Origin of the sequence: Cupriavidus oxalaticus, from assembly GCF_038900635.1 — a bacterium.
Lineage (GTDB): Bacteria > Pseudomonadota > Gammaproteobacteria > Burkholderiales > Burkholderiaceae > Cupriavidus > Cupriavidus oxalaticus_B.
The window spans coordinates 151,111-175,430 of record NZ_JAYMRX010000007.1 but is presented as its reverse complement, the minus strand read 5'-3'; the positions used below and the strand labels follow the sequence as shown (position 1 = coordinate 175,430).

Annotated in this window: 22 protein-coding genes; 9 read left to right on the top strand and 13 right to left on the bottom strand. The window is 68.2% G+C overall.

The window, feature by feature from the left end; genetic code table 11:
* Positions 1–62: 62 nt before the first annotated feature.
* On the top strand, positions 63–1,772 hold the full coding sequence (locus tag VSR71_RS14310; protein ID WP_342914509.1) for a lactate permease LctP family transporter: 1,710 nt from the start codon (positions 63–65) through the stop codon (positions 1,770–1,772).
* Between the two features lie 145 nt (positions 1,773–1,917).
* Here the strand turns inward: VSR71_RS14310 and VSR71_RS14305 are convergent, their stop codons facing one another.
* The 3 genes from VSR71_RS14305 to VSR71_RS14295 all read right to left on the bottom strand — a co-directional run bounded on the left by VSR71_RS14305 (position 1,918) and on the right by VSR71_RS14295 (position 6,081).
* Positions 1,918–3,066 (bottom strand): CoA transferase, encoded by a 1,149-nt coding sequence (locus VSR71_RS14305; protein WP_342914508.1) that lies wholly within the window; start codon positions 3,064–3,066, stop codon positions 1,918–1,920.
* A gap of 25 nt (positions 3,067–3,091) precedes the next feature.
* Entirely contained in the window at positions 3,092–4,066 is a 975-nt protein-coding gene (locus tag VSR71_RS14300) for a tripartite tricarboxylate transporter substrate binding protein (protein ID WP_342914507.1), read from the bottom strand.
* A gap of 215 nt (positions 4,067–4,281) precedes the next feature.
* On the bottom strand, positions 4,282–6,081 hold the full coding sequence (locus VSR71_RS14295; protein ID WP_342914506.1) for an acyl-CoA dehydrogenase family protein: 1,800 nt from the start codon (positions 6,079–6,081) through the stop codon (positions 4,282–4,284).
* Positions 6,082–6,214: 133 nt separating this feature from the next.
* Here VSR71_RS14295 and VSR71_RS14290 point away from each other — a divergent pair, with 133 nt between their 5' ends.
* From VSR71_RS14290 to VSR71_RS14275, 4 genes are all read left to right on the top strand, one after another.
* Positions 6,215–7,165, top strand: coding sequence for a LysR substrate-binding domain-containing protein (locus VSR71_RS14290; protein WP_342914505.1), 951 nt, complete (start codon positions 6,215–6,217; stop codon positions 7,163–7,165).
* A 397-nt stretch (positions 7,166–7,562) separates the two neighbouring features.
* The gene (locus tag VSR71_RS14285; protein WP_342914623.1) at positions 7,563–7,892 is read left to right on the top strand and encodes a FeoA family protein; all 330 of its coding nucleotides are present in this window, start codon (positions 7,563–7,565) and stop codon (positions 7,890–7,892) included.
* 13 nt (positions 7,893–7,905) lie between these two features.
* On the top strand, positions 7,906–9,765 hold the full coding sequence (gene feoB, locus VSR71_RS14280; protein ID WP_342914504.1) for a ferrous iron transport protein B: 1,860 nt from the start codon (positions 7,906–7,908) through the stop codon (positions 9,763–9,765).
* Positions 9,766–9,778: 13 nt separating this feature from the next.
* On the top strand, positions 9,779–10,093 hold the full coding sequence (locus VSR71_RS14275) for a DUF6587 family protein (protein WP_342914503.1): 315 nt from the start codon (positions 9,779–9,781) through the stop codon (positions 10,091–10,093).
* A 477-nt stretch (positions 10,094–10,570) separates the two neighbouring features.
* On the opposite strand, the gene VSR71_RS14270 is transcribed toward VSR71_RS14275, so the two are convergent.
* Positions 10,571–11,881 (bottom strand): hypothetical protein, encoded by a 1,311-nt coding sequence (locus tag VSR71_RS14270; protein WP_342914502.1) that lies wholly within the window; start codon positions 11,879–11,881, stop codon positions 10,571–10,573.
* Positions 11,882–12,136: 255 nt separating this feature from the next.
* Here VSR71_RS14270 and VSR71_RS14265 point away from each other — a divergent pair, with 255 nt between their 5' ends.
* Together VSR71_RS14265 and VSR71_RS14260 are read left to right on the top strand one after the other, a co-directional pair.
* Positions 12,137–12,292, top strand: coding sequence for a hypothetical protein (locus VSR71_RS14265; protein WP_342914626.1), 156 nt, complete (start codon positions 12,137–12,139; stop codon positions 12,290–12,292).
* 339 nt (positions 12,293–12,631) lie between these two features.
* The gene (locus tag VSR71_RS14260; RefSeq protein WP_342914501.1) at positions 12,632–13,276 is read left to right on the top strand and encodes an OmpW family protein; all 645 of its coding nucleotides are present in this window, start codon (positions 12,632–12,634) and stop codon (positions 13,274–13,276) included.
* Between the two features lie 63 nt (positions 13,277–13,339).
* Here the strand turns inward: VSR71_RS14260 and VSR71_RS14255 are convergent, their stop codons facing one another.
* Positions 13,340–14,827, bottom strand: coding sequence for an AMP nucleosidase (locus VSR71_RS14255; protein WP_342914500.1), 1,488 nt, complete (start codon positions 14,825–14,827; stop codon positions 13,340–13,342).
* Between the two features lie 188 nt (positions 14,828–15,015).
* On the opposite strand from VSR71_RS14255, the gene VSR71_RS14250 reads away from it, so the two are divergent.
* Complete coding sequence (locus VSR71_RS14250) at positions 15,016–15,405, top strand: GNAT family N-acetyltransferase (protein WP_342914499.1); 390 nt, start codon at positions 15,016–15,018, stop codon at positions 15,403–15,405.
* 54 nt (positions 15,406–15,459) lie between these two features.
* On the opposite strand, the gene VSR71_RS14245 is transcribed toward VSR71_RS14250, so the two are convergent.
* From VSR71_RS14245 to VSR71_RS14225, 5 genes are all read right to left on the bottom strand, one after another.
* Complete coding sequence (locus VSR71_RS14245) at positions 15,460–16,221, bottom strand: NADPH-dependent F420 reductase (protein WP_342914498.1); 762 nt, start codon at positions 16,219–16,221, stop codon at positions 15,460–15,462.
* 106 nt (positions 16,222–16,327) lie between these two features.
* Positions 16,328–17,320, bottom strand: coding sequence for an MBL fold metallo-hydrolase (locus tag VSR71_RS14240; RefSeq protein WP_428979404.1), 993 nt, complete (start codon positions 17,318–17,320; stop codon positions 16,328–16,330).
* 289 nt (positions 17,321–17,609) lie between these two features.
* Entirely contained in the window at positions 17,610–18,578 is a 969-nt protein-coding gene (locus VSR71_RS14235) for a tripartite tricarboxylate transporter substrate binding protein (RefSeq protein ID WP_342914497.1), read from the bottom strand.
* 61 nt (positions 18,579–18,639) lie between these two features.
* On the bottom strand, positions 18,640–18,996 hold the full coding sequence (locus VSR71_RS14230) for an AtuA-related protein (RefSeq protein ID WP_342914496.1): 357 nt from the start codon (positions 18,994–18,996) through the stop codon (positions 18,640–18,642).
* Positions 18,997–19,006: 10 nt separating this feature from the next.
* Positions 19,007–20,368 carry an acyclic terpene utilization AtuA family protein gene (locus VSR71_RS14225; RefSeq protein WP_342914495.1) on the bottom strand — a complete coding sequence of 454 codons (1,362 nt, stop codon included), beginning with the start codon at positions 20,366–20,368 and terminating at the stop codon, positions 19,007–19,009.
* A gap of 115 nt (positions 20,369–20,483) precedes the next feature.
* Between VSR71_RS14225 and VSR71_RS14220 the strand changes: the two genes are divergently transcribed.
* Entirely contained in the window at positions 20,484–21,389 is a 906-nt protein-coding gene (locus VSR71_RS14220; protein WP_342914621.1) for a LysR family transcriptional regulator, read from the top strand.
* Positions 21,390–21,453: 64 nt separating this feature from the next.
* Here the strand turns inward: VSR71_RS14220 and VSR71_RS14215 are convergent, their stop codons facing one another.
* From VSR71_RS14215 to VSR71_RS14205, 3 genes are all read right to left on the bottom strand, one after another.
* Positions 21,454–22,254 (bottom strand): SDR family oxidoreductase, encoded by an 801-nt coding sequence (locus VSR71_RS14215; protein WP_342914494.1) that lies wholly within the window; start codon positions 22,252–22,254, stop codon positions 21,454–21,456.
* A 71-nt stretch (positions 22,255–22,325) separates the two neighbouring features.
* Positions 22,326–23,462 (bottom strand): ABC transporter substrate-binding protein, encoded by a 1,137-nt coding sequence (locus tag VSR71_RS14210; protein ID WP_342914620.1) that lies wholly within the window; start codon positions 23,460–23,462, stop codon positions 22,326–22,328.
* A gap of 273 nt (positions 23,463–23,735) precedes the next feature.
* Positions 23,736–24,248, bottom strand: a complete 513-nt coding sequence (locus tag VSR71_RS14205) for a DUF1269 domain-containing protein (protein WP_133097127.1) — start codon at positions 24,246–24,248, stop codon at positions 23,736–23,738.
* Positions 24,249–24,320: the final 72 nt, after the last annotated feature.

Sequence of the window (24,320 nt, the reverse complement as noted above, 5' to 3'; positions counted from 1 at the left end):
CGCCCACAGTACGCGCAAACAAAACATTTTCCCGAAACACCACCGAAGTAGGAGACTAAGCCGTGCAACCCTGGACCCAACTCTATACGCCGCTAGGCAGCCTGTGGCTGTCGGCGCTGGCGGCGGCCATTCCCATCCTGTTCTTCTTCATCGCGCTGGCCGTGTGGCGCATGAAGGGTCATGTCGCCGCCGCGGTCACGTTGCTGCTGGCGCTCGGCGTGGCGATCTTCGCCTACGGCATGCCGGTGCAGCAGGCGCTGGCAGCGGCCGGCTTCGGCTTTGCCTACGGGCTGTGGCCGATCGCATGGATCATCGTGACCGCGGTGTTCCTCTACAAGATCGTGGTCAAGACCGGCCAGTTCGACATCATCCGCGCCTCGGTGCTGGCGATCACCGACGACCAGCGCCTGCAGATGCTGCTGATCGGCTTTGCCTTCGGCGCTTTCCTGGAAGGCGCTGCAGGCTTCGGCGCGCCGGTGGCGATCACCGCCGCGCTGCTGGTCGGCCTGGGCTTCAATCCGCTGTATGCCGCCGGGCTGTGCCTGATCGCCAATACCGCGCCGGTGGCGTTTGGCGCGATGGGGATTCCCATCATCGTGGCCGGGCAGGTCACGGGCATCGATCCCTTCCATATCGGCGCCATGGCCGGCCGCCAGCTGCCGCTGCTGTCGCTGCTGGTGCCTTTCTGGCTGGTGTTCATGATGGACGGCGCCAAGGGCGTGCGCGAGACCTGGCCGGCTGCGCTGGTGTGCGGCGGCAGCTTCGCGGTGACGCAATACTTCACTTCCAACCATATCGGGCCAGAACTGCCGGACATCACCTCGGCGCTGGTCAGCCTGGTGTCGCTGGCTGCGTTCCTGAGGGTCTGGCAGCCGCGCAGCGCGTCACGGCTGGCGGCCGGCGCAGGCGGTGCGGTCAGCGGCGGTACCGTGGCGCTGGCCGGCTTCGGCGGCGGCTTCGGCGGCGCTCCGGTGAGCCGCAAGGCATCGCCCTACACGCTGGCGCAGACGCTGCGCGCCTGGGCCCCGTTCGGCATCCTGACCGCGATCGTCACGGTATGGAGCCTGCAGCCGTTCAAGGCGCTGTTCGCTGCCAACGGCGCGCTGGCGGGCACGGTGCTGAAGTTCAAGGTGCCGGGGCTGGACCAGATGGTGATCAAGGCCGCGCCGATCGTGGCCACGCCCAAGGCCTATGACGCCGTGCTGAAGCTGGACCTGCTGTCCGCCGTAGGCACCGCCATCCTGCTGACCGCGCTGATCTCGGCAGTGCTGCTGCGCATGAAGCCGCGCGACCTGGTTGCGACCTTCGGCGAGACGCTGGTGGAACTGGCGCGTCCGGTGCTGTCGATCGGGTTGGTGCTGGCCTTTGCCTTCGTCGCCAACTACTCGGGCATGTCGTCGACGCTGGCGCTGCTGCTGGCCGGCACCGGTGCCGCGTTCCCGTTCTTCTCGCCGTTCCTCGGCTGGCTGGGCGTCTTCCTGACCGGATCGGATACCTCGTCCAACGCGCTGTTCTGCTCGCTGCAGAACACCACCGCGCACCAGATCGGCGTGTCCGACACGCTGATGGTTGCGGCCAACACCACCGGCGGCGTGACCGCGAAGATGATCTCGCCGCAATCGATCGCGGTGGCCTGCGCGGCGACCGGACTGGTGGGCAAGGAGTCGGAGCTGTTCCGCTTTACGGTGAAGCACAGCCTGTTATTTGCGGTGATCATCGGGGTGATCACGATGGTGCAGGCTTACTGGTTGCCGGGGATGATTCCCGGGTAAGTGTTTTGCTCCCCTCTCCCGCCTTGCGGGAGAGGGGTTGGGGGAGAGGGCCGGCGCTTGCAAGAGCGACGGCCTTCACTCCGTGGAGACTCCGGCCCTCTCCCCCGCCCCTCTCCCATGAATGGGAGAGGGGCGACAACACGCGCTAATCGGGCGTTGTCAGCAGCTGCGCCTGATTCAGAAACGCCATCCCCTCCGTCAACGGCGCATGCCGGTACGTCGCCGGTGTCCGGCTCAGCTTCACCGGCGCGCCCAGCCCCTTGTAGCCGCCCTCCATTTCAACCACCATCTCGCGATGCGACGTGTGCGGATGCTGCAGGGCATCGGCCACCGATAGCACCGGTGCGCACGGCACCCCCGCGGCCACCAGCGTGTCGGCCAGTGCCTTGCCGTCGTGCTTGCGCAGGTGCGTCTCCAGCTCGGCCTTCAGCGCCACGCGGTTCACCGACCGCGCACCGGCGGTGGCATGGCGTTCGTCTTCCGCCAACGCCGGCACCTCCAGGTGCTCGCACAGGATGCGGAACTGGCGGTCATTGCCGACCGCAAGGAAGATCGGGTCCGTCGCGGTTGCCACCGTATCGTACGGATAGATGTTCGGATGCGCATTCCCCGTGCGCTGCGGCGTCTTGCCGCTCATGAACCAGTTGGCCGCATGCGGGTGCAGCAGCGACAGGCCGGAGTCATACAGCGCGGCCTCGACAAACTGGCCGCGCCCGCTGCGCGCGCGTTCCTGCAGCGCCAGCAGCACGCCGATCGCGGCATTCAGCCCGGTGACCATGTCGACCACGGGCAAACCCACCCGCAGCGCATCCCCATCGGCTTCGCCGTTGATGCTCATGATGCCGGACATCGCCTGGATCGCCGCGTCATAGCCGGGCAAGCCGCCGAGCGGGCCATCCGCGCCGAAGCCGGACACGCGGCAATGCACCAGTCGCGGGAAGTGCTCCGACAGTACGTCGTAGCCCAACCCCCATTTCTCCATCGTGCCGGTCTTGAAGTTCTCGACCAGCACGTCGGCCTCGGCCAGCAGCGCGAGCAGGACTTCGCGCCCGGCGTCCGTGGTCAGGTCCAGCCGCATCACGCGCTTGTTGCGGTTCAGGCCGAAGTAGTACGACGCAACGCCGTCCTTGAACGGCGGGCCCCAGGTACGGGTGTCGTCGCCCTGCGGCGGTTCGATCTTGAGTACGTCGGCGCCGTGGTCGCCCAGGATCTGGCCGCAGTACGGACCGCCCAGGATGCGCGACAGGTCGACCACGCGGATGCCGGCAAGCGCGCCGGGACTGGATTGGGTCATGGCTGGCTCCTGTTCACCTGGTCGCTTAGTCAAGCTGCGCGCCTGACTTCTGCACCACGGCGCGCCACTTGCCGACCTCGGCCTTGACAAAGCCGCCGAGCTGCTCCGGCGTGGTCGACGGCGCGAATTCCAGGCCCTGCGCCTGCAGCGTCTTGCGCACCTCGGGTTGCTTGAGCGCATCGGCGAAGGCGCGGTTGAGCTTGCCGATCACTTCCGGCGGCGTGCCGGCCGGCGCCACCACGCCGAAGAACACCGAAACGTCGAAGCCCGGCACGCCCTGCTCGGCGACAGTCGGCACATCCGGCAGCGCCTGCGAGCGGGCCTTGGTGGTGACGCCCAGCGCGCGCACCTTGCCGCTCTTGATGAAGGGCATGGCGGTCAGCACGTCGGTAAAGGTCATGCTGACCTGGCCGCCGAGCAGGTCGTTCAGCGCCGGGCCAGTGCCCTTGTACGGGACGTGCTGGAAATCGGTGCCGGTAACGTTATTGAACAGCACGCCCGCCAGGTGCGACGACGCGCCGTTGCCGGACGAGGCATAGGTCAGCTTGCCCGGATGCGCCTTGCCGTAGGCGATCAGCTCGCTGACGTTCTTCGCCGGCACTGACGGGTTCACCACCAGCACGTTGGGCAGCTGGCCGATCTGGATCACCGGGGCAAAGCTCTTGACCGGGTCGTAGTTGATCTTGCGGTAGAGGCTGACGTTGATCGCCAGCGGCGCCGAAGTGCCGAACATCAGCGTGTAGCCGTCAGGCTCGGCGCGCGCGACCACTTCCGCGCCGATATTGCCGCCGGCGCCGGCGCGGTTTTCCACCACCACCGGCTGGCCCAGGCTGGTCTTGAGCGCGGCGGCCAGCGTGCGGGCCATGGCGTCGGTCGGGCCGCCCGGCGGATAGGTGACGACCATCATGATGGGCTTGGCCGGGAAGTCCTTCTGCGCGAAGGCGGGGGCGATGCAGAGCGAGCACGCGGCAATGGCCGCGAGGCGGTGCCAGAGTTTCATGGCGTTGTCTCCTGGTATAGGACGTCTCCCGCGGGGGCGGGATGGTTGGGGCTTCTTTGGGGGGTGCTCCCTCTCCCGCTTGCGGGAGAGGGTTGGGGAGAGGGCGGGAGCATCAACCAAGCGAGGCGTATCGGTATGCCACTGCCTGCCCTCTCCCCCCGGCCCCTCTCCCGCTTACGGGAGAGGGGAGCAAACACAGGGGAATTGCTACGGCGTCAGAACACGTTGACGTCGGCGACCGCGCCGGCGGCGCGCACCACGCCATCGGCGGGAGGCGCCACCGTCTCGGCCAGCCACTCCGGCTCGGTGGTTGCCGCCAGCGGATCCTGCGGCAGCACGCGGTGGCGCAGTACCAGTTGTGCCATGCGCATGCGGCGCACCGAGCCGATGCGGCCGGCTTCCCACGCCATCGCCACCGCGGTGGTCACGTGGTACAGCGCGGAAGCCGCCTGGCGCGCCAGCAGGTCGCCGTCGGCGCCGGCTTCGGCGGCATGCGCGGCCAGTCTCGCCGCAGCGGCAATGGCGCCTTCGAACGTGGCGCGTGCATGCGCGTGCATCGGCGTATCGGCGAGCAGCCTGGCAAGATGTGCCTGCAGCACCGGCAGCGCGCCTTCGCGCCGGATCGCGCGCAGCACGTCGAGCGCGACGATATTGCTGGTGCCTTCCCAGATCGAGCCGAGGTGGGCGTCGCGCACCAGGCGCGGGTCGCTCCACTCCTCGATATAGCCGCAGCCGCCGCGGATCTCCATCGCGTCGCCGGTGACCTTGCGCGCGTCGCGGCAGGCGCGGAACTTGATCAGCGGTGTCAGGATGCGCATCAGCGGGTAGGCATCGGCTTCCCCGGCATCGGCGCGGCGCAGCGCCTCGGCGGTCTGGAACACCATGGTGCGGGCCTGCTCGGTGGGCAGCGTCAGCTTGAGCAACTGGCGGCGCATCAGCGGCATGTCCTCCAGGCGCTTGCCGAAGGCGCGGCGTTCATGCGCGATGAACAGGCCCTCGGTCAGCGCGCGGCGCATCAGGCCGGCGGCGCGCACGCCGTTGGACAGGCGCGAGTTGTTGATCATGTCCGCCATCTGCACGAAGCCGCGGCCGGGTTCGCCGACGAGGTAAGCCTGCGCGCCTTCGAGGCGGATCTCGCCGCTGGCCATCGAGCGCGTGCCGAGCTTGTCCTTGAGCCGGATGATGCGGTACTGGTTGTCGCTGCCGTCGGCCAGCTTGCGCGGCAGCAGGAACAGCGACACGCCCTTGTGGCCGGGGACGGCGTTGCCGGCTTCGTCTTCCACGCGCGCCAGCACCATTGCCAGCGCAGCGTCGGGGTTGGAGCAGAACCACTTGTCGCCATGCAGGCGCCAGCCGCCCTCGGCGCCGGCGTCGCGCGCCGCGCGCGTGGCGGTGGCGGCCACGTCGGAGCCTGCGCCCTGCTCGGTCATGAACATGGCGCCCTGATACAGGTCTTCGAACACCTGCGTGGTCAGGTTCGGCAGGTATTTTTCGACCAGCGCCGGATCGCCGAACTTGCGCAGCGTGCGCGTCAGCGAGTCGGTCATCGACAGCGGACAGCACAAGCCGAACTCGGCCTGCACGAACAGATAGGTGAGCGCGTACTTCGCCGCGGGTGGCATGGGCTTGTCCCAGCCGAGCACGCCACCGCGGTGCGAGGCGGCCGCCAGCCCGAATTCGGCGAAGGCCACCCGCTCCATTTCCACGTAGGCGGGATGCTTGTCGATGCGCTGCGCGTCGACGCCGCTGCGGGTGCGGTAGCTCAGCGTCGGCGGGTTGTGGTCGGCCACTGCGGCCAGTTCGTCGAGCACGCCTCCGGCCAGCGTGCTCATGCGTTCCAGGTGCGGCAGCAGGTGGCTGAACAGGTCCGCCGGCAGGTAGAGCGGCAGCAGTGTGCGCAACTCGGGGTCGGCCGCAAGCAGGCTGCCACCCTGGCGGTCGGGTACCGGATGGGCGGCGGCGGGGCAGTCGGGCTGGGCGTGAAGTGCGGTGTCGCGCACGGCGCTGGTCGGCATGTCTGGTCTCCTTGGCGGGTGGACCGGCATGGTTGGCGAACACGCTGCGGCCCTTTGACCTGCATTATTCAAACCCCCAAGCATTTGCGTCTAATTCTAAAATTGGCTCGATCAATATGATTTTTGTATCGCCATGGAATTCCGTCACCTGCGCTATTTCCTTGTGCTGGCAGAGGAACTGCACTTCGGCCGGGCTGCGCGCCGGCTCGCCATCTCGCAGCCGCCGCTGTCGCTGAACATCCAGCAGCTCGAAGCCTCGGTCGGCGCCCGGCTGTTCGACCGGGACAGCCGCGGCGTGCGCCTGACCGCGGCCGGACGCGCCTTCCGTGAATCGGCTACGGCATTGCTGGCGCAGGCCGAGGCGGCGCGGCTGCTGGCGCGCGAGATCGAGGCGGGCGCCATCGGCCGGCTGCGGGTGGGCTTTGTCGGCTCGATGCTGTATCGGGGCCTGCCGCAGCTCCTGCGCGGCTTTGAGGCGGCTTATCCTGGCATCCAGGTGGCGCTGACCGAACTGAACTCGCAGGAGCAGATCGATGCGCTGCTGCACGACGAGCTCGACGCGGCCTTTATCCACACCGGCCGGGTGCCCGACTCGCTGCAAGCCACGCGGGTGCACGCCGAACCGTTCGTCTGCTGCCTGCCGGCGGACCACCCGCTCGCGGCGCAGCCGGAGTTGCCGCTGGCGGACCTGCGCGGCGAGGCCTTCGTGCTGTTTTCGCGCAAGGCGTCGCCCGATTACTACAGCCGTATCTTCGATATGTGCGCGGCCCAGGGGTTTTATCCTCAAATCCGGCACGAGGTGCGCCACTGGCTCTCGGTGGTGTCGCTGGTCTCGCAGGGCATGGGCGTGGCCGTGGTGCCGGCGGCGCTGGCGCGTTCGGGCATGGCGGGCGCGGCGTTCCGGCCGCTGGCAGGCACGGCGGTGCGCTCCGAAGTCTATTGCGTGTGGAAGACGGCGCCCGACCATCCCGCCCGCGACAACTTTGTGGCGATGGTCGCGGCGCAGGCGGCGCGCAATGAGGCGACGTCCAAAGAGGCAACGCCCAAAGAAAAAGCCACCGGCACTGCGGCCGATGGCTTGTGAAGTACGCGTGGAACGGGGTGTTCAGCGTGCTTGCAGCTTAACGCCGCAGGCTTGCGGCATCCAATAACGCAAATGCAGTAATTGCATCAAGCTGCATGAAACCTGTTGCATTAGGTTTTGGACAGCCGAACTATGAAAAGGTCGCGCGCATGTGTGCCACCGCGCGGACGTGACCGCTGTCCCGCCCTAAGCTTGACCTCTTCGCAAGTGCCGTCACCGGTTATCATTCGCCTCCTGCCGCGCAGCGGCAGGGCGGCTGGCGTGCCCGGCACTTGTGGGGCGTCGTCCTGCCCTATTTGCGATACAATGAAAACGATTTTCATTTACGTACCCGGCGAGGTCATGCCGGCCGCATTACGGCCGCGTTGGACGACCGCGCCCACGGACTGGAAGCATGATGCGGTTGTCTGAACTTCCACGGCGCACGCCCGCCGTAGTGCAATCGGTGGACGACGCCACGCCCGACGACCCGGTCGCGCGCCGCCTGCGAGAGCTTGGCTTTGTCCCCGGCGAAATTGTCCAGGTCATCGCCTATGGGCCCTTCGGCATGGATCCTCTGGTCGCGCAGATCGGCTTTACGCGCTTCGCGCTGCGCCGCGTGGAAGCGGCGCGTATCGGCGTCGAGCTTGCCAGCGCCTCGGTGACCAGCATCGCGCCCGCCGAAGCGGGCGAACAGGCCGGCGCCACGGCGCCCACACCGAACGAGCGGGCCAAGCGGACCGCCTGAGCCCATCCGGAATATGTCTGCAGCAGCTTCCCCCACTCCTGCCCTGCGCATCGCGCTGGTAGGCAATCCCAATTGCGGCAAGACCGCACTGTTCAACCGACTGACCGGCAGCCGGCAGAAGGTGGCCAACTACGCCGGCGTGACCGTCGAGCGCAAGGAAGGCCATTTCGTCTCGCCCGCCGGACGCCAGGTCCGCATCCTGGACCTGCCGGGCGCCTACAGTCTGCACGCGGCCAGCCTGGATGAAGCGATCACGCGCGACGTCTGCCTGGGCGTGCGCGCCGGCGAGCAGCGTCCGGACCTGCTGGTGTCGGTGGTGGACGCGACCAACCTGCGCCTGCACCTGCGCTTCGTGCTGGAACTGCGCCGGCTGGGCCTGCCGATGGTGGTGGTGCTCAACATGAGCGATGCCGCCGCGCGCCGCGGCATCCGGATCGACAGCGACAAGCTCGCTGCCGCGCTGGGCGTGCCGGTGGTCAGCACCGTGGCGGTCAAGCGCGACGGCGCGGCGGCACTGCTGGCGCTGCTCGACGGCGCCCTGCCCGCCGCGCCGCCGTCCACGGCCGAGCCCGCAAGCGATATCGACGTGCATACCGAAGTCAACCGCATGCTGGCCGCGGCGGTCAGCATGCCGGCGCGCACCGCGGCGCTGGACGACCGCCTCGACCGCATCGTGCTGCACCCGGTGTTCGGCCTGCTGCTGCTGGCGGTATTGCTGTTCCTGATGTTCCAGGCAGTGTTCTCGTGGGCCGAGCCGCTGATGGACGGCATCGAGGGCGGCGTGCACTGGGCCGGCGAACTGCTTGGCGCGCATTTGCCCGACGGCCTGCTCAAGAGCCTGCTGGTCGACGGCCTGATCGCGGGCCTGGGCAGCGTGGTGGTGTTCCTGCCGCAGATCCTGATCCTGTTCCTGTTCATCCTCACGCTGGAAGAATCGGGCTACCTGCCGCGCGCCGCATTCCTGCTGGATCGCCTGATGATGGGCGCGGGGCTGTCCGGCCGTTCGTTCATTCCGCTGCTGTCGAGCTTTGCCTGCGCGATCCCCGGCATCATGGCCACGCGTACCATCCAGGATCCGCGCGACCGTCTCACCACCATCCTGGTGGCGCCGCTGATGACCTGCTCGGCACGGCTGCCGGTGTATGCACTGCTGATCGGCGCCTTTATCCCCGAACGCACGGTGATGGGCCTGTTCAATCTGCAGGGGCTGGTGCTGTTCGCGCTGTACGTGGCCGGCATCGTCAGCGCGCTGGTGGTGGCCTATGCGCTCAAGTTCTTCCGCCGCGACCGCACCGATCATCCTTTGCTGATGGAGCTGCCGTCGTACCGCATCCCCAATGTGCGCGACGTGGCCATCGGCCTGTGGGAGCGTGCCCGGATCTTCCTGTCGCGCGTAGGCAAGGTGATCCTGACGCTGACCGTGCTGCTGTGGTTCCTGTCGACCTTCCCGGCGCCGCCGGAAGGCGCCACCGCGCCGGCCATCGATTACAGCTTTGCCGGCATGATCGGCCACGCGCTGCAGAAGGTATTTGCGCCGGTGGGCTTCAACTGGCAGATCTGCATCGCGCTGGTGCCGGGCCTGGCCGCGCGCGAAGTGGCGGTGGGCGCGCTGGCGACGGTGTATGCGCTGTCTGGCAGTGAAGACGCCGTGGCCGCGCAGCTGGCGCCGATGATCGCCGCGCAGTGGTCGCTGGCCACCGCGCTGGCGCTGCTGGCGTGGTTCGTGTTCGCGCCGCAGTGCATCTCGACGCTGGCGGTGATCCGCCGCGAGACCAACTCCTGGAAGGTCATGGCAGGCTCGATCGTGTACCTGACCGGGCTGGCCTACCTCGCCGCGTTTGTCACTTATCGCGTCGCGCTGCTGCTCAGCTGACGCCAACGCTGCCATGACGCTCTACCACGCCATCGAAACGCTGCTGGTCCCGCTGATCGTGCTGGCGTGCGCGGTATCGGTGGTGGCGCGCTATGCGCCGCGCACGCGCGAGCGCGCCAAGGCCGCGCTCGCGACACGCCTGGGCGGCGGTGCCGCGAGCGGCTGGCGCGGCCGGCTGGTGCGCTGGCTGGCCCCGCAGGCGGCCTCGGGCTGCGCCAGCGGCTGCGACGACGGGGGCTGCAACACCTGCGGATCCAACACCGCCAACGCCACCGACGCGCAAGGAAAGCCTGCCGAGCAGGTCGTGCGCTTCGTGCGCAAGCGCTGAACGGCGCGTCTTTTCCCACCATTTCCCTTCGGGGCTCTTCACGCAGAAACGGGTACGCCGACTGCTTGCGCGGCATGCGCTGGCAGCGGGATGCGCTCGTCTGTGCGCGGGCTGAGGGCGGTGCGTCGGAGGCAATGAAGGCCGGTGAAGCGGCGCGCAGAAATGGGTACGCTTTGGGTGCGGAACATGGCCGGTGCGGGCCACGGCATTGGCGGGACGCGGGGTCATGGGGTGGCTTCCGGGACGGCATTGCCCGCGGAAAACGGCTTTGTCCTTGCTACGCAGAAATGGGTACGCTTTGGGAAGGATGGCGTGGCTTGTGGAGCTGCCCGCCCAATTTCACGCTCCACTTACGCCCCACTCAGCTTGCGGGAGTGAGGCGCAAAGCGGCGCTGACGCGCGCCACAGGGAGCGTACCCAATGCAAAACGCCCTCCGGATCGGAGGGCGTTTTACTTGCGCACGGGAACGTTGCTGCTTACTTGACGGTACCTACGAAGACCAGCTTCAGCGGCGTGTTGTCCGCGACCACCGTGCAGGTCGCGGTGATAGTGAAGTCGCCGGCGGCGGTGCCGGTCGCTTGCACCTGGTGCGGCAACATGAACATGCTAGGCGTCAGCGACACCGGACCGGTGCTGGTCCACTTCCAGTCCTTGCACTGGGTGTACTGCGCATCATCGCCCAGGTGCCGCATGCGCGCGGTGACTTCCACCGGGATCGCCGGCATCAGCAGCAGCGTCAGCGGCTGCTGGTTGTCGTCGACCAGCGACCAGGTCGGATTTTCGGTCACGGACAGGGCAGCAACGGGGCGGGCCGCCAGCTTGGTGCTCACGGCGGTCACCGTCAACGTGCTCTGGACCGGACCGGTACCCTTGGCCAGGCTGCTGCTGACCGTGGCGTCGTGCGTACCCGCGGCTTCGGCAGTCGACAGCGTCGCCGAGGTGTCGGTGTAGGTCCAGGTGCCGTCGAAGTCCGCCGTGACATCCTGGCCGTCGTTGCGCAGCACGCGCGAGGTGAACTTGGCCGGATGGTCGTTGAGCACCTGCAGCGCATCCACCGGCTGGCCAGAGCGCGTGGTCACCACGCGATAAGTGGCCGAGCCGTTCTTCGCGACCGTTACCACGATGACGCCGCCGATCGCGCGGCCATCCGGCGCCGTGACCGACACCGACACGTCAGCCGTCACCGCCGCGGTGGTCGAGCTGTTGCTCGCCTTCAGCGTGGCGCTGTTCTGGCTGGCCGAGACCTGGACCGCGGTGGCGCTGCTCGCCCACGCCCAGCTGTTGACGCTGGCCGAGACGTCGCTGCCATTGCTGTCGATCAGCGACACCTTGACCGGCAGCTCCTGGCCATCGCTCATCGACAGATTGTTATTGGGAATCGACAGGCTGTAGCTGACCGCGGAAGCCGGCACCACGGTAATGGTGGCGGTCTGCGCAGGCAGCGTGGTAGTGGTGTTGTCGGCGTTCTTGACGGTCGCGACCACCTGCACGTTTGTGGTACCGGTAGCGATGCCGCGAACCACCGCATTGGCCGGCGTGGCCGCGACCGGTTCGACCGTGGCGACGCCGTTGTCGGCGCTGCTCCAGGTGAACACCGTATTGCCGCTGACATCGACGCCGTTGCTGTCCACCGCCAGCGCGCTGATGGTGAGCGTGCGGCCCACGCCTACCTCGCCCGAGGTCGTGCTCATCTTGACGGTGAAGGTCAGCGGCGTGGCCGCGGCAGGCGTGGCGGGCGAGCTCGAGCCACCGCCACCACCGCCGCAAGCGGCCAGCATGAATGTCATGGCAGTACCTGCCAACCAGGTTGCCCACGTCCTTGGTCTCATGATGTTCCCCCGTGTGTTTTTTTCCCGCGCTACCAGCCTAGGTGCAATGGTGCCGGCGCAATACCGGCCAGATGACTGAGGGATAACGTACGGACCGGCGCGTGGCTCATCCTTTCAGCGCACACGCGCCGTCGTTCGGTCGAGACGAACTGGCGTGACGGATGTGGCGGACCGGCGCGACACCGCCGTTTGGTGCAGCCTTTACCCCGATCGATGTCGGACAGCGGCGGCGCGGTGGAGATCGAAGTGCGGATGGTGCGCGGGATGGACTACCGCGATTACGCGATGAATGCCGACGCCGATGCGCGCGCGGCTTGCTACTTGGAAGTGCGGGTGGGTGATTCGCCGACGGGCTTCGGCGGCTTGTAGCAAGGGGATCCGAAGAAAACCGGTGTGCCCCGCCCCCACGGGGCACACCCGGAAAGACGCCCTTGCGGACGCCCACGACATGCCCGGTGCCATGGCGCCCGCCTTCGCGTGGAAGCTTGCGGGCGCTGATCTCCTGCACAGCGTAAGGGCTGGCGCGCCGGCGTGCCACGAATGATTCCGCATGTGGTTATTAGCGGAGGAATGCTGCCGCAACAGCGTTGTCGTGCGATCGCGACGCACCGCGTGTGGCGGCTTCCCGACTTGTTCTGCATCAAGGTCCGCATGGACCCGCTCGGCCAAACTGGCCGCGGACTCCTTACCAGACCAAGACAAAACATCATGAACAAGCTCTCTCTCCGTACCCGGGTCACCTGCTCCGCCATCGCCGCCTGCGCCATGCTCGGCGCCTTTGCCACACCCGCCCTGGCAGCCGACGACGGCCAGGGCAACTGGATGGTGCGCCTGCGCGGCACCTATCTCGACATGAGCAAAAGCTCCGATCCGGTTGGCGGCGTGGGCGCCTCGAACCGCATCACGGTCAACAACAAGTGGATCCCCGAGCTCGACGTCACCTACTTCTTCACGCCGCACTTTGCCGCCGAGCTGGTGCTGACCGTGCCGCAGAAGCAGAACGTCTATCTCGACGGCAACAAGATCGGCACCTTCAAGCACCTGCCGCCGACGCTGCTGTTCCAGTACCACCTGATTCCGAACGGCACGTTCCGCCCGTATATCGGCGCCGGCCTGAACTTCACCCGCATCTATGGCGAAAACATTGCCAACGACACGCTGCAGCTCGACAGCTGGAGCGTGGGCCCGGCGCTGCAGATCGGCATGGACTACAAGCTGACCAGGAACTGGTTCCTGAACGCCGATATCAAGAAGATGTGGCTGCGCAGCGACGTCAAGGCCGGCGACGTCAAGGTGTCGCAAGTCAGCCTGGACCCGTGGGTGTTCAGCATGGGCGTGGGCTATCGCTTCTGATACTGCGGTTCGCCATGAGAAAGGCCGGCGCCATCGGGCGCCGGCGCGACGGAACGCCGCGGCCTAGCGGAACGCCGGCTCGTCGAAGCTGCGCAGCTTGCGCGAATGCAGCTGCTCGACGCCGTTCTCGCGCAGGATGCGGATTGCCTCCAGCCCGATGGTCATATGCTGGCTGACGCGCTGCCGGTAGAACGCATTGGCCATGCCACGCAGCTTGAGCTCGCCGTGCAGCGGCTTGTCCGAGACGCACAGCAGCGTGCCGTAGGGCACGCGCAGGCGGAAGCCGTTGGCAGCCACCGCGGCGCTTTCCATATCGATGGCGATGGCGCGCGACTGGTTGAAGCGCGCGTACAGCGACTTGGACTTCAGCTCCCAGTTGCGGTCGTCGGTGGAGACCACGGTGCCGGTGCGCATGCGCGTCTTCATCTCGCTGCCGGACAGGCCGGTTACGCGCGCCACCGCTTCCTGCAGCGCCACCTGGATCTCGGCGATCGGCGGCACCGGCACCCAGGGCGGGAGGTCGTGGTCGAGCACGTGGTCGTCGCGCACGTAGGCGTGTGCCAGCACGTAGTCGCCGAGTTGCTGCGAGCGGCGCAGGCCGCCGCAGTGGCCGACCATCAGCCAGCAATGCGGGCGCAGCACGGCAAGATGGTCGGTCATGGTCTTGGCGTTGGACGGGCCCACGCCAATGTTCACCAGCGTCACGCCCAGCTTGTCCTCGCGCACCAGGTGGTAGGCCGGCATCTGCGGCAGCGCGCGCGGGCGGGTCGTGTCTTCGGGCTCGGCGCCGCCGAGGTCCTGCACCAAGTCACCGGGCTCTACGAAGCGGGTGTAGCCCCCGCCATCGCTGCTGCTCATCAGCGCACGGCCCAGCGCGACGAATTCATCGACGTAGCGCTGGTAGTTGGTGAACAGCACGAAGCGCTGGAAGTGCTGTGGCGCCGTGCCGGTGTAGTGGTACAGCCGCTGCAGCGCCAGGTCCACGCGCTCCGCGGAGAACAGCGACAGCGGCCAGGCCTCGCCCGGAATTGGCTCGTAGGTGCCGTTGGCGATGCCGTCGTCGATGCGGCTGAGCTCGGGCAGCACGAACGAGGCCTCCAGCTCGCGCGCCTGGGTGTAGCTGATGTCGGTGGTCGAGGCCTCGATCACGAACGGCAGCGGGATCGGGCGCCGGCTCAGCCCAACGACCACCGGGACGCGGTGGTAGCGCATCAGCCGTTCGATCTGGTCGCGGTAGTAGTCCGCCAGCAGGTCGGGGCGGGTCACCGTGGTGCCGTACACCCCGGGGTAGGCCACCGTGCCCCAGGAGGGGCGGCTGTCGGTGACCATGGTCTCGATGTTGACCGAGATCCCCAGGTACGGATAGCAGGCGTGCGCGGCCGAGGGCAGCGGCTTGCCGCTGGCGAATGCATCGAAGCGCGCGCGCACCGCGCCGACCGAGGCGTCGTAGATCTCGCGGATGCGCGCCAGCGCCGCATCTGCGTCAGAAAATTCGGCGAGCTGGTCGGCCGGATGGGCTGAGGAGAAGACGGGGGCATTCATGCAGGCCATGATACCCCGCCTGCGCGCTGGCGTGAGCGACACCCCCACCCACCCGGAAGCCAAATTGACGCGCCCGCGCCCGCTCGCTACACTCCGCCAATTGTGCGGCGCGGGTTCCCGTGCCGTTCTCGACTCGCGGCGCCCCTGGTGGCAAGGGGCGGCGAGGGGCCGTACATGCTTTACTGGGAGAGCCGCCAATGGAAATCCGTAACCTGTTGCCCGGGGACATCGAGGCAGCCAGACAACTACTGATCGCCAATGGCTGGTCCAACCGGATAGGCGGTCCCGACAGATTCGCGCGGCTGGTGGCCAATTCCCAGCGCGTGGCCGTGGCGGTGGAAGGCGGCGAGATCGTCGGCTTCGCCCGGGCCCTGTGCGACGATGTCTCCGACGGCTTCCTGTCGATGGTTGCCGTGGCCCCGAGCCACCGCCGGCGCGGCATCGGCCGTGGGCTGGTGCGCTTCGTCATGGGCAACGATCCCGATATCACCTGGGTGCTGCGCGCGGCGCGCTCTTCCGAAGCGGCGTTCTTCGGCCAGCTCGGCTTTACGCCGTCGATGGTGGCGATGGAGCGGCGCCGGCCCTGAGCCGGCGTGACAGCCGGCCTGTTCCGCCCCCCTTGACTGATCCTCGCGCGCGTCTCACTGCGCGCCCATCTTGCGCCGGAACTCCTCCGCCGTACCGACCTGCCTGAACAGCGGCCCGCCCGGCGCAAAGCGGTCGGCGCTGGACAGCGGACCCACCACCACCGGCTCGAAGCCCGCATCCCGCACCAGTTGCGCCGCCACGTCCAGCGCAGCCTTGTCGTCGCCCGCGATCGGCACCGCGACCAGCCCGCCCTGCCGGTGGTGCTCGCTGGCGAACTGCGCCGCCCCCATGAAGTTGAACGCCCGCACCACGCGCGCGCCGCGCAGGTAGCGCGCCGTGGTCAGGCCGATGCCGTCGCGCCTGGTCTCTTCGGCAATCGGGCCGTCGCGCTGGTCGAAGGCGTTGGTGGCGTCGAGCACGATCTTGCCCCGCCACGCCTCGGCGTGGTCGCGGCTGAGCTGCGGCAGGGCGCCATAGGGCGTGGCCAGGAACAGCACATCGGAGAAGGCGATGGCCTCGGCCACGGTGCCGGCCCGGGCTAGCGTACCCATTTCTGCGACCATCGGCTTGAGGGCTTCGGGGTGGCGCGAGGAGAACAGCACGGGATGTCCGGCCTTGACCCACAGCCCGCCAATGGTGCCGCCGATGCGGCCTGCACCGATCACGCCAATGGGCTGCGCCGCAGCATTGCCGCCGGCGGCCTGTGACCGCGCAGCGCGCGGCAGACTGGCGGCGAGCGCTGTGCAGGCCGCGGCGCCCAGCAACAGGCGCCGTTTGGGATGGAGCGGGGATGCAGGGGTTGCAGGGGTTGCCATGGCGCGCCTCCGGCATGGGACGGCGGCCCATGCCGGTCCGGCGCGGGCCCATGGCATGACTCTAGGCGAAAAAACGCGGCGTGCGCTCCCGCCTATCGGTCCGCGCCTATCGGTCCGCGCGGATCGGGCCGTACTCGGCCGGCACCCAGGTGTAGCCGGCGGTGTCGCGGCGCACGTGGCCCAGCCCGGGGAACGGCAGGTGCGCGCCGCCCACCCACAGCTTGCCCTTGGCCGCATCGGCCAGGATGCGCTTGCGCATGATCACCGCGGCATGGCTGTCGGTATCGAACTCGATCGCCACCTGCGGCCGGCGGAACTGGACCGCATGGCTGTGGATGATGTCGCCCCACAGCAGCAGGCTTTCCTTGCCCGAGGTGAACAGGTAGCCACTGTGGCCCGGCGTATGTCCGTAGGCGGGCAGCGCGCGCGCACCCGGAACCGGTTCGGCGCCGTTACCGCCGTTGAAGGTGCGGAACCGGTTCGCCGCCTGGTACGGCGCGACCGCGGCGCGTGCCATCGCGAACAGCCCCTGTGCTTCCTTCGGCGCCGCGGCGGCATTGGCTTCGTTGAGCCAGTAGTCCGCGTCGGCCTTGTCGACAAAGACCGTCGCGTTAGGGAAGGCCGGCTGACCGTTCACGGCGAGGCCGCAGGCATGGTCGCCATGCAGGTGCGTCAGCAGCACGGCGTCGACCTGCTCCGGCGCATAGCCCGCCGCGCGCAGGTTGTCGCCGATGCGCCCGAGCGTGGGGCCGAAGCATGCCGCCGCGCCGGTATCGACCAGCACCAGGCTGCTGCCGGTATTGACCAGATAGGCGTTGACCGCGGTCTGCATGCCCGGCGTCGACTCGACGAACATCCGTGCCAGCAGGCTTTGCACTTCGCGGGCGCTGGTGTACTTGAGGATCTTCCGGTCGAGGTCGATGTAGCCGTCATACAGGGCGGTGACTTCCAGCTGGCCGATCATCATGCGGTAGTAGCCCGGCACCTGCGTCTTCTGCTGTGCCGCGGCGGCATGGGCGTTGCCGAGCGAGGCCGGCAGCAAGGCCGTTGCCATCGCCGCGGCCAGCACCATGGCAGGCAGGCGCAGCGCCTTGTGCATGGCGTGGCCAGGTCGGGCGACGGCGTGGCGCGCGGCGGACTGCAGCTTCATGTCTGGTTCCTTGTTGTTGGTTGTTGTCGAGGGAGACAAAGGCGTATGTTAAGCCGGATGCCGACACACCGGAAAAGCACGCAGGACGCCGGGAAGCGCTGCAAATGAACAACGCGAAACGACCCAGAAAAAGCCACGCAGAAATGGGTACGCCCGACCAAAGCGTACCTACTTCTGCGTAAAAAAACGGGCCATATGGCCCCGTTTTCCATTCATGCGAGCTTGCAGCGGCTCGCCGTCATTCAGGCTGGATATTCGCCGCCTTGATGATGCGGCCCCACTTGCCGGACTCCTGCACCTGGAATTTCGCGAGCTCGGCGGGCGTGCTGGCAAACACTTCGGTGCCAGTCGACTGGTAGAAGCTGGCCGCAGTGTCGCTGCGCGCGGCCTTCACCATCATCGCGTTGAGCTTGGCCACCACCGGCTGCGGCGTACCCGCCGGCGCATATGCCGCGAACCAATAGCTCATCTCGTAGCCCTTGACGCCGGCCTCGTCGATGGTCGGCACGTCGGGCGCCAGCGGCGAGCGCGCCTTGCCCGATACGCCCAACGCGCGCAGCTTGCCGCTCTTGACCTGCGGCAGGCCCGTGGCGGTGTCGGTGATCATCATCTGGATCTGGTTGCCGAGCAGGTCGGTGATCGCCAGCGGGTTGCTCTTGTACGGAACGTGCAGCAGTTCGACGTGCGCCATCTGCTGGAACAGCTCGCCGGCGATGCGCGACGACGAGCTGCCGCTGCCGAAGCTGAGCTTGCCCGGTTGCTTCTTTGCCAGCGCGATGAACTCGCCCACGGTCTTGGCCGGCATTTGCGGATTGACCACCATGATCTGGCCGCCGCGGCCGAGCGCGGTCACCGGCGCGTAGTCCTTGACCGGGTCGTAGGGCAGCTTCTTGAACAGGTGCTCGTTGGCGGCATGCGTGGTGTTGGTGCTGATCAGCACGGTGTAGCCGTCGGGCGCGGCCTTGGCGACGTCAGACGCCGCGATAAAGCCGTTGGCGCCGGGCTTGTTGTCGACCACCACGGTGACCTTGCTGTCCAGCGTGATGGCCTGGCCAATGGCCCGCGCGAGCTGGTCGGTGGCGCTGCCTGCGGCGAACGGCACGACAAAGCGGATCGGCTTGTCGGGGAACTCGGCCCACGCCTGTCCCGCGGGCAGGACCAGTGCGCACAGCGCGACGGCGGCCAGTGGCTTGAGGAATCGGTGCATCGTTGTCTCCTGTCGAAATCGTTGTTGGTGCGCGTTGTTGGTGCGCGTTGTTGGCGCAGATTCAGGGTGCGGCCGGCACCAGCCGCGGTGGCAGCGGGATCTGCAGCTGCAGCAGGCGGAACGACAGCGCCTTGCCGTGGGTGTCGAGGTTGAGCGCGTCATTGACGCCGCCGTCGAGCACGCCGTCGATGACGAAGTTCATGGCGTGCAGCGACGGCACCAGGTAGCGCGTGACGGCGCTGGGCCGGCGCCCGCTGAATAGCGCGCGCACGGCGTCCTCGGTGACGTGGGCAACCAGGTGCTCGTAGTCGCGCGCGTCGTAGGCGATCACGCTGATGTTGGAGCGGTCGCCCTTGTCGCCGGTGCGGCCGTGGGCGAACTGGTAGAGCGCGGCGGTGGCAGTATCGATCGTGGTCATGGCGTCGTCCTCAGTCGATGAAGCGATGCGTGGCGGTGACGGCTTCGCGCGGCACCAGGCACGACACCGCGTTCAGGCGCGCGCGCTGTCCCGTGCGCACGCCGCCGCCGCCGGCGGGGCCGCAGGTGTAGAGCGCGTTGACCTCGCGCAGCAGCGCCTGCGCCACCGTGGCATCGTCATGCGCCAGCGCCGCGCGCAGGCGCACGTCCTGCGCCTCGGCCTCGTGCGGCTGGCGCCGGGCGAGCATCGTGCCGGCGTCGTCGGCGAATACGCTGAGCACGCCGATCAGGTCGAAGCGGATCGGCACGTCATGGCCCAGCATCTGCATGCGCCGGCGCAGGATGTCGGCCGCCAGCCGCGCGCGGGCGGCGGCATTCGGGCCGGCATAGGAGATCTCGCCTTCGGCCAGCCAGCCGCCGTGGCTGAACACATTGGCCTTGAGCTGCGCCGGCCGTGCGTGGCCGCGCACGTTGCGCACCGCCACGCGGTCCGGGCCGATCTGCGTGACGGTGACGGCGCTGATGTCGGCCACGACGTCAGGTGTCAGGTATGCGGCCGGATCGTGGACTTCATACAGCAATTGCTCCTTGACCGTGCGCAGGTCGACGCAGCCGCCGGTATTGGCTGCCTTGGAGATCTCGATACTGCCGTCGGCGGCGAGCTGCGCGATCGGAAAACCAAGCGCGTGGACATCGGGTACGTCCTTCATGCCGGGATCGGCGAAGTAGCCGCCGGTGACCTGGGCCCCGCATTCGAGCAGGTGGCCGGCCATGGTGGCGGCGGCGAGCCGGTCCCAGTCGTCCCACGACCAGCCGTGATGCGCCATCGCCGGCCCGACCGCCAGCGCCGGGTCGGCGACGCGGCCGCACACTACCACCTGCGCGCCGTCGGCCAGCGCAGCGGCGATGCCTTGCGCGCCGATATAGGCATTGGCGCAGACAAAGCGGCCGGCGTCGAAGGCGTCGCCAAGAATGCCCTGCAGCAGCGAGCGGCCGGCATCGTGCGAGAGATCGTCACCCTCCACCACCGCCACGCGCGGCGCAGGCAGGCCGAGTTCGCCCGCCAGCTGCAGCACGCGCCGCGCCGCCGCGTGCGGATTGGCCGCACCAAAATTGCCGACGATGGCAATGCCATGTTGCAGGCAGAGGCCGAGCACCGGCGCCAGCAGCGCATCGAGCAGGGGTTCGTAGCCGTGCGCGGGATCGTTGCGCCGCGCCAGTTGCGCCAGCGCCAGCGTGCGTTCGGCCAGTGTCTCGAAGATCAGCGCCGCGGGCTGGCCGGCGGCGATCAGCGTGCGCACCACCGGCAATGCGGCGTCGGTACGGTCGCCGGAGAAGCCGGCGCCGGAGCCGATGAGCAAGGGAGCAGTCATGGTCGGGGGCAAAGGTTGATGGCTGGGTCGAAGCCATTCTAGGCCGCACCCGTCCAGCCAAAAAACGGATTATTTGGATTAATCTATCGACTTGCTGGATAAATTCGCATTCTCGATGAACCTGTCGGTCAAGCACCTGCGCGCCTTCGTGGCACTGGCGTCCTACCGCAACTTCACCCGCGCCGCGCGCGCCTGCCACCTGTCGCAGTCGGCCTTCAGCGCGCTGGTGCAGACACTGGAGGAGCAGGCGGGCAGCCGCCTGTTCGAGCGCACCACGCGCCACGTGGAGCTGAGCACTGACGGCGTGCGCTTCGAGCAGACCGCGCGCCGGTTGCTGGCGGATTTCGAAGCGGCATTCGAGGACCTGCGCGCGCACGCCGAGCGGCGCAAGGGCCGCGTGTCAATAGCCGCCCTGCCGTCGCTGGCGGGCGGCGATTTGCCGCCGTTGCTGGCACAGTTCCGCGCACGCTACCCGGGCATCGTGCTGGAGCTGTTCGATCAGCTTGCCGATGGCTGCATCGAACTGGTCCGGCAAGGCCGCGCCGACTTTGCGCTGGCACCCGCGCCGGCGCAGGACGATGATTTGCGCGTCGAGCCGCTGGTGCGCGACACCTTCCACCTGGTATGCCCGGCCGGCCATCCGCTGGCGCGCAAGCGCCGCATCGCGCCGCAAGCCTTGGCGGGCGAGCCGTTTATCCAGCTGTCGCGCACGACCAGCGTGCGCCAGCATCTCGACGCGGCGCTGCATCCGTTGCGGCTGCACAGCGTGATGGAGGTGGAGCACCTGGCAACCGTGGCGGCGCTGGTCCAGGCGGGACTCGGCATCAGCGCGGTGCCGTCGCTGGCGCTGTTCCAGTTCCGGCGCGAGGGCCTGGCGATCCGGCCGCTGCAGCTGCCGTCACTGGTGCGCGATATCTGCCTGGTGCGGATGAAGGACCGCGGCGACTCCGCGGCCGCCGCGGCGATGATCGAAAGCCTGCAGACGTTCTACCGCGGCGGCAAGGCGCCGGCGCGGCGCTGAAACGCCACCGCCGCCGTCGCGGAATGGCACGCAGAATTGGGTACGCTTTGCCGTTGGCGGCGTGTCAGAAGTGGCCGAGGTAACCGCCGTCGACCGCCAGCACGTGCCCGGTGATGTACGAGGCCGCCGGCGATGCCAGGAACACCGCCGCGCCCGCGATCTCATCCGGCCGGCCCCAGCGGCCCAGCGAGGTGCGCTGTCGCAGCCACTCGGCCACGCTCTCGTCGTCGACCATCGGCTGGTTCGGTTCGGTGGCAAAGTAGCCGGGCGCGATCGCGTTGACGGTGACGCCGAAGCGGCCCAGGTCCGCCGCCAGCGCGCGCGTCAGCGCATCCAGCCCTCCCTTGGTGGCCGGATAGAGCACGTCGCCCGCGCGCGCCACCTGGCCCGCGATCGAGCTGACATTGACGATGCGGCCGTACTGCCCGCGCTGCATCCGTTGCGCGGCGTGGCGGCACAGCGTGTAGGGCGCGACCAGGTTGGTCTCGAGCATGGCGCGCAGGTCACCGGCATCGAGATGCGCCATCGAGCTGCGGTTGCGCGCACCGGCGTTGTTGACCAGGATATCGAGCCGGCCGTGGGCGGCATCGATCCGCGCGAACGCTGCCTCGACCGCCTCTTCATCGGTGATGTCCAGCACCAGCGCCTCGGCGCTGCCGCCGCGCGCGGCAAGGGTGGCGACCGCGTCATGCACGCGTGCCTCGCTGCGCGCGGCCACCAGCACGTGGGCGCCGGCATCGGCCAGCCCGGCGGCAATCGCCAGGCCCAGGCCCTGCGCGCCGCCGGTCACCAGCGCGACGCGGCCATGCAACGAGAATGGGGTGGTACGCGCGGCGGCGTCGGGAGATGGGGTAGGAGTAGCCATGCGGGCGAATATACCGCAGCAGGCCGGCCCACGTTGCGCGGAGCCGGCCTGCCAGGCGCCCACCCGCGCGCTCAGCGGATCAGCTTGCCGGTGGACGAGACAATCGACATCTCGACGAAGGACGAGCCGGTATGGCGCGTCGGGCTGTAGCTGATCAGGATGCCGCCAAGATCGTAGTCGCGCAGGCCTTCGAGCGCGCTGACCAGGCGCTCGCGCGTCGGCTCGGGCCCGGCGCGGCGCAGGCCTTCCACCAGCACCTTGGCCGACATGAAGCCTTCCATGCCGGCGTTGGACGGCTCCACGCCCTGCTGCCGCGCCTGGCTGCGGTACTCGCTGGCGAGCGTCATCTGGCTGGAGTTGGTTCCCGGCACCACCTGCGTGATGATCAGCCCGCGCGCATCGTCGCCGAGCTCGCGGATAAAGGAATCGGCGGCGTTGTTCGACAGCGTGACGAACTGCGCCTGGCTGCCGGCGCGGCGCAGTTCGCGGATGATGCGCGCGGCTTCCGAGCCCGAGCCGATCACCAGCACCGCCTGCGGGTTGGCCTTGTTCATGGTGGCAACGCCCTGGCTGATGTCGCCGATCGGCCGCGCGAAGCTGACGGTCGCTGCCGGCTGTATGCCGCGCGCCTGCAGCGCGGTGGTATAGCCTTCGAGCACGTCCTGGCCGAAGCCATCGGTGGTGTGGAAGATGCCGATCCGGCTCATGCCGGTGGTGGCCAGGTGGTTGATCGCGCGCGCGACTTCATCCTGGTACTTGGCGCGCACGTTGAATATGTAGCGATTCACCGGCCGGTGCAGCGTGATCGCGCCGGTCAGCGGCGCCACCAGCGGCACCTTGTGCTCGGCGATCATCGGCAGGATGCTTTCGTTCTGCGGCGTGCCGCGCACCATGAACAGCGCGAACACCTTGTCGTCGTCGAGCAGCTTGCGCACGTTGTCCGGCGTGCGCTTGGCATCGAAGCCATCGTCGTAGGTGACCAGTTCGATACGCCGACCCGCCACGCCACCGCTGGCGTTGACCGTGCGCAGGTACACCTGCGCGCCGGCGATCTGTTCCTTGACCGAACCGGCGACCGGGCCGGTGATGCCGGCCGACTGGCCGATGCGGATGGTGTTGCGGGTCACGCCCGGTTCCGCCTGCGCGGTTTGCGCGGCCCATCCCAGCGTGGCGGCCAGCACGCCGCACGCGATCCATTTCGCCTTCATCATTGTCCCCTCTTGTATGTCGTTCTTCTGTTGCGCGCCCGAGGCGCTGCACACGGCAAGCACCATGCGCCGTTGCGCAAATTACCGCATGCGTCACGTCAGGGCAAACAAGAGGGAGGGGGGTGTTGCAGCGGCATCACACCGGAACCGGAGAGCGGTTCCGGTGTGGCCACCTACGCGCTAAGGGATGCGCGTCAAGGCGCGCCGCGCGGGCGCGCAAGAGAGACTGCGAATGACCTTGCCGTCGCGACGGCAAGGCTTGCGGCGGACGGTTCAGGGAAAGGCCGGCACGGCCGGATCGAGACCGGCGAAACGGGCTTCCGGATGCGCGTTCTGCAGCAGCGTTTCGATTTCCTCGACGCGGCCGCGCGGCACGTCGACCATCAGCAGGATCTTGCCCGCCTCGATGTCTTTCTCGAACGCGCGCAGGCGGCTGTTGGGCGCAGAACTGCCGATCATGCTCGCGGCCCATGCGCCGAACACCGCGCCGAGCACCGCCAGCACCCCGACCAGGCCCCACTGCGGCGTATCGCTGACGATCGGGAACATCGCCACCACCGCACCGGCGACCACGCCCACGCCGCCGCCGACCACCAGGCCCATTTCCGCGGCATGGACGATGTCGGAGGTCTGGAACAGGTTGGCCTCGTGCAGCCCCGTCATGTCTTCGCCGTCGCGCGCCACGAAGTGGATGCGGCGGTTCTCGACGCGGGCGAGCAGCAGGTCGTCCATGGTGCGGCGGGCGCTCGCCACGTCGGGCAACAACCAGAAGATGCGTTTGCGCATGTCTCTCTCCTTGTTCAGGCCGCGCCGATGGTGTGGGTAGACCGGTGAGAAAGTACCGCTGACGGCGCGGGG

Coding starts and splice junctions, on each gene's coding strand:
- VSR71_RS14305 (WP_342914508.1), bottom strand. CDS start 3,066: ATGACCCAATCCAGTCCCGGCGCGCTTGCCGGCATCCGCGTGGTCGAC.
- VSR71_RS14300 (WP_342914507.1), bottom strand. CDS start 4,066: ATGAAACTCTGGCACCGCCTCGCGGCCATTGCCGCGTGCTCGCTCTGC.
- VSR71_RS14295 (WP_342914506.1), bottom strand. CDS start 6,081: ATGCCGACCAGCGCCGTGCGCGACACCGCACTTCACGCCCAGCCCGAC.
- VSR71_RS14290 (WP_342914505.1), top strand. CDS start 6,215: ATGGAATTCCGTCACCTGCGCTATTTCCTTGTGCTGGCAGAGGAACTG.
- VSR71_RS14285 (WP_342914623.1), top strand. CDS start 7,563: ATGCGGTTGTCTGAACTTCCACGGCGCACGCCCGCCGTAGTGCAATCG.
- feoB (WP_342914504.1), top strand. CDS start 7,906: ATGTCTGCAGCAGCTTCCCCCACTCCTGCCCTGCGCATCGCGCTGGTA.
- VSR71_RS14275 (WP_342914503.1), top strand. CDS start 9,779: ATGACGCTCTACCACGCCATCGAAACGCTGCTGGTCCCGCTGATCGTG.
- VSR71_RS14270 (WP_342914502.1), bottom strand. CDS start 11,881: ATGACATTCATGCTGGCCGCTTGCGGCGGTGGTGGCGGTGGCTCGAGC.
- VSR71_RS14265 (WP_342914626.1), top strand. CDS start 12,137: ATGTCGGACAGCGGCGGCGCGGTGGAGATCGAAGTGCGGATGGTGCGC.
- VSR71_RS14260 (WP_342914501.1), top strand. CDS start 12,632: ATGAACAAGCTCTCTCTCCGTACCCGGGTCACCTGCTCCGCCATCGCC.
- VSR71_RS14255 (WP_342914500.1), bottom strand. CDS start 14,827: ATGGCCTGCATGAATGCCCCCGTCTTCTCCTCAGCCCATCCGGCCGAC.
- VSR71_RS14250 (WP_342914499.1), top strand. CDS start 15,016: ATGGAAATCCGTAACCTGTTGCCCGGGGACATCGAGGCAGCCAGACAA.
- VSR71_RS14245 (WP_342914498.1), bottom strand. CDS start 16,221: ATGGCAACCCCTGCAACCCCTGCATCCCCGCTCCATCCCAAACGGCGC.
- VSR71_RS14240 (WP_428979404.1), bottom strand. CDS start 17,320: ATGCACAAGGCGCTGCGCCTGCCTGCCATGGTGCTGGCCGCGGCGATG.
- VSR71_RS14235 (WP_342914497.1), bottom strand. CDS start 18,578: ATGCACCGATTCCTCAAGCCACTGGCCGCCGTCGCGCTGTGCGCACTG.
- VSR71_RS14230 (WP_342914496.1), bottom strand. CDS start 18,996: ATGACCACGATCGATACTGCCACCGCCGCGCTCTACCAGTTCGCCCAC.
- VSR71_RS14225 (WP_342914495.1), bottom strand. CDS start 20,368: ATGACTGCTCCCTTGCTCATCGGCTCCGGCGCCGGCTTCTCCGGCGAC.
- VSR71_RS14220 (WP_342914621.1), top strand. CDS start 20,484: ATGAACCTGTCGGTCAAGCACCTGCGCGCCTTCGTGGCACTGGCGTCC.
- VSR71_RS14215 (WP_342914494.1), bottom strand. CDS start 22,254: ATGGCTACTCCTACCCCATCTCCCGACGCCGCCGCGCGTACCACCCCA.
- VSR71_RS14210 (WP_342914620.1), bottom strand. CDS start 23,462: ATGAAGGCGAAATGGATCGCGTGCGGCGTGCTGGCCGCCACGCTGGGA.
- VSR71_RS14205 (WP_133097127.1), bottom strand. CDS start 24,248: ATGCGCAAACGCATCTTCTGGTTGTTGCCCGACGTGGCGAGCGCCCGC.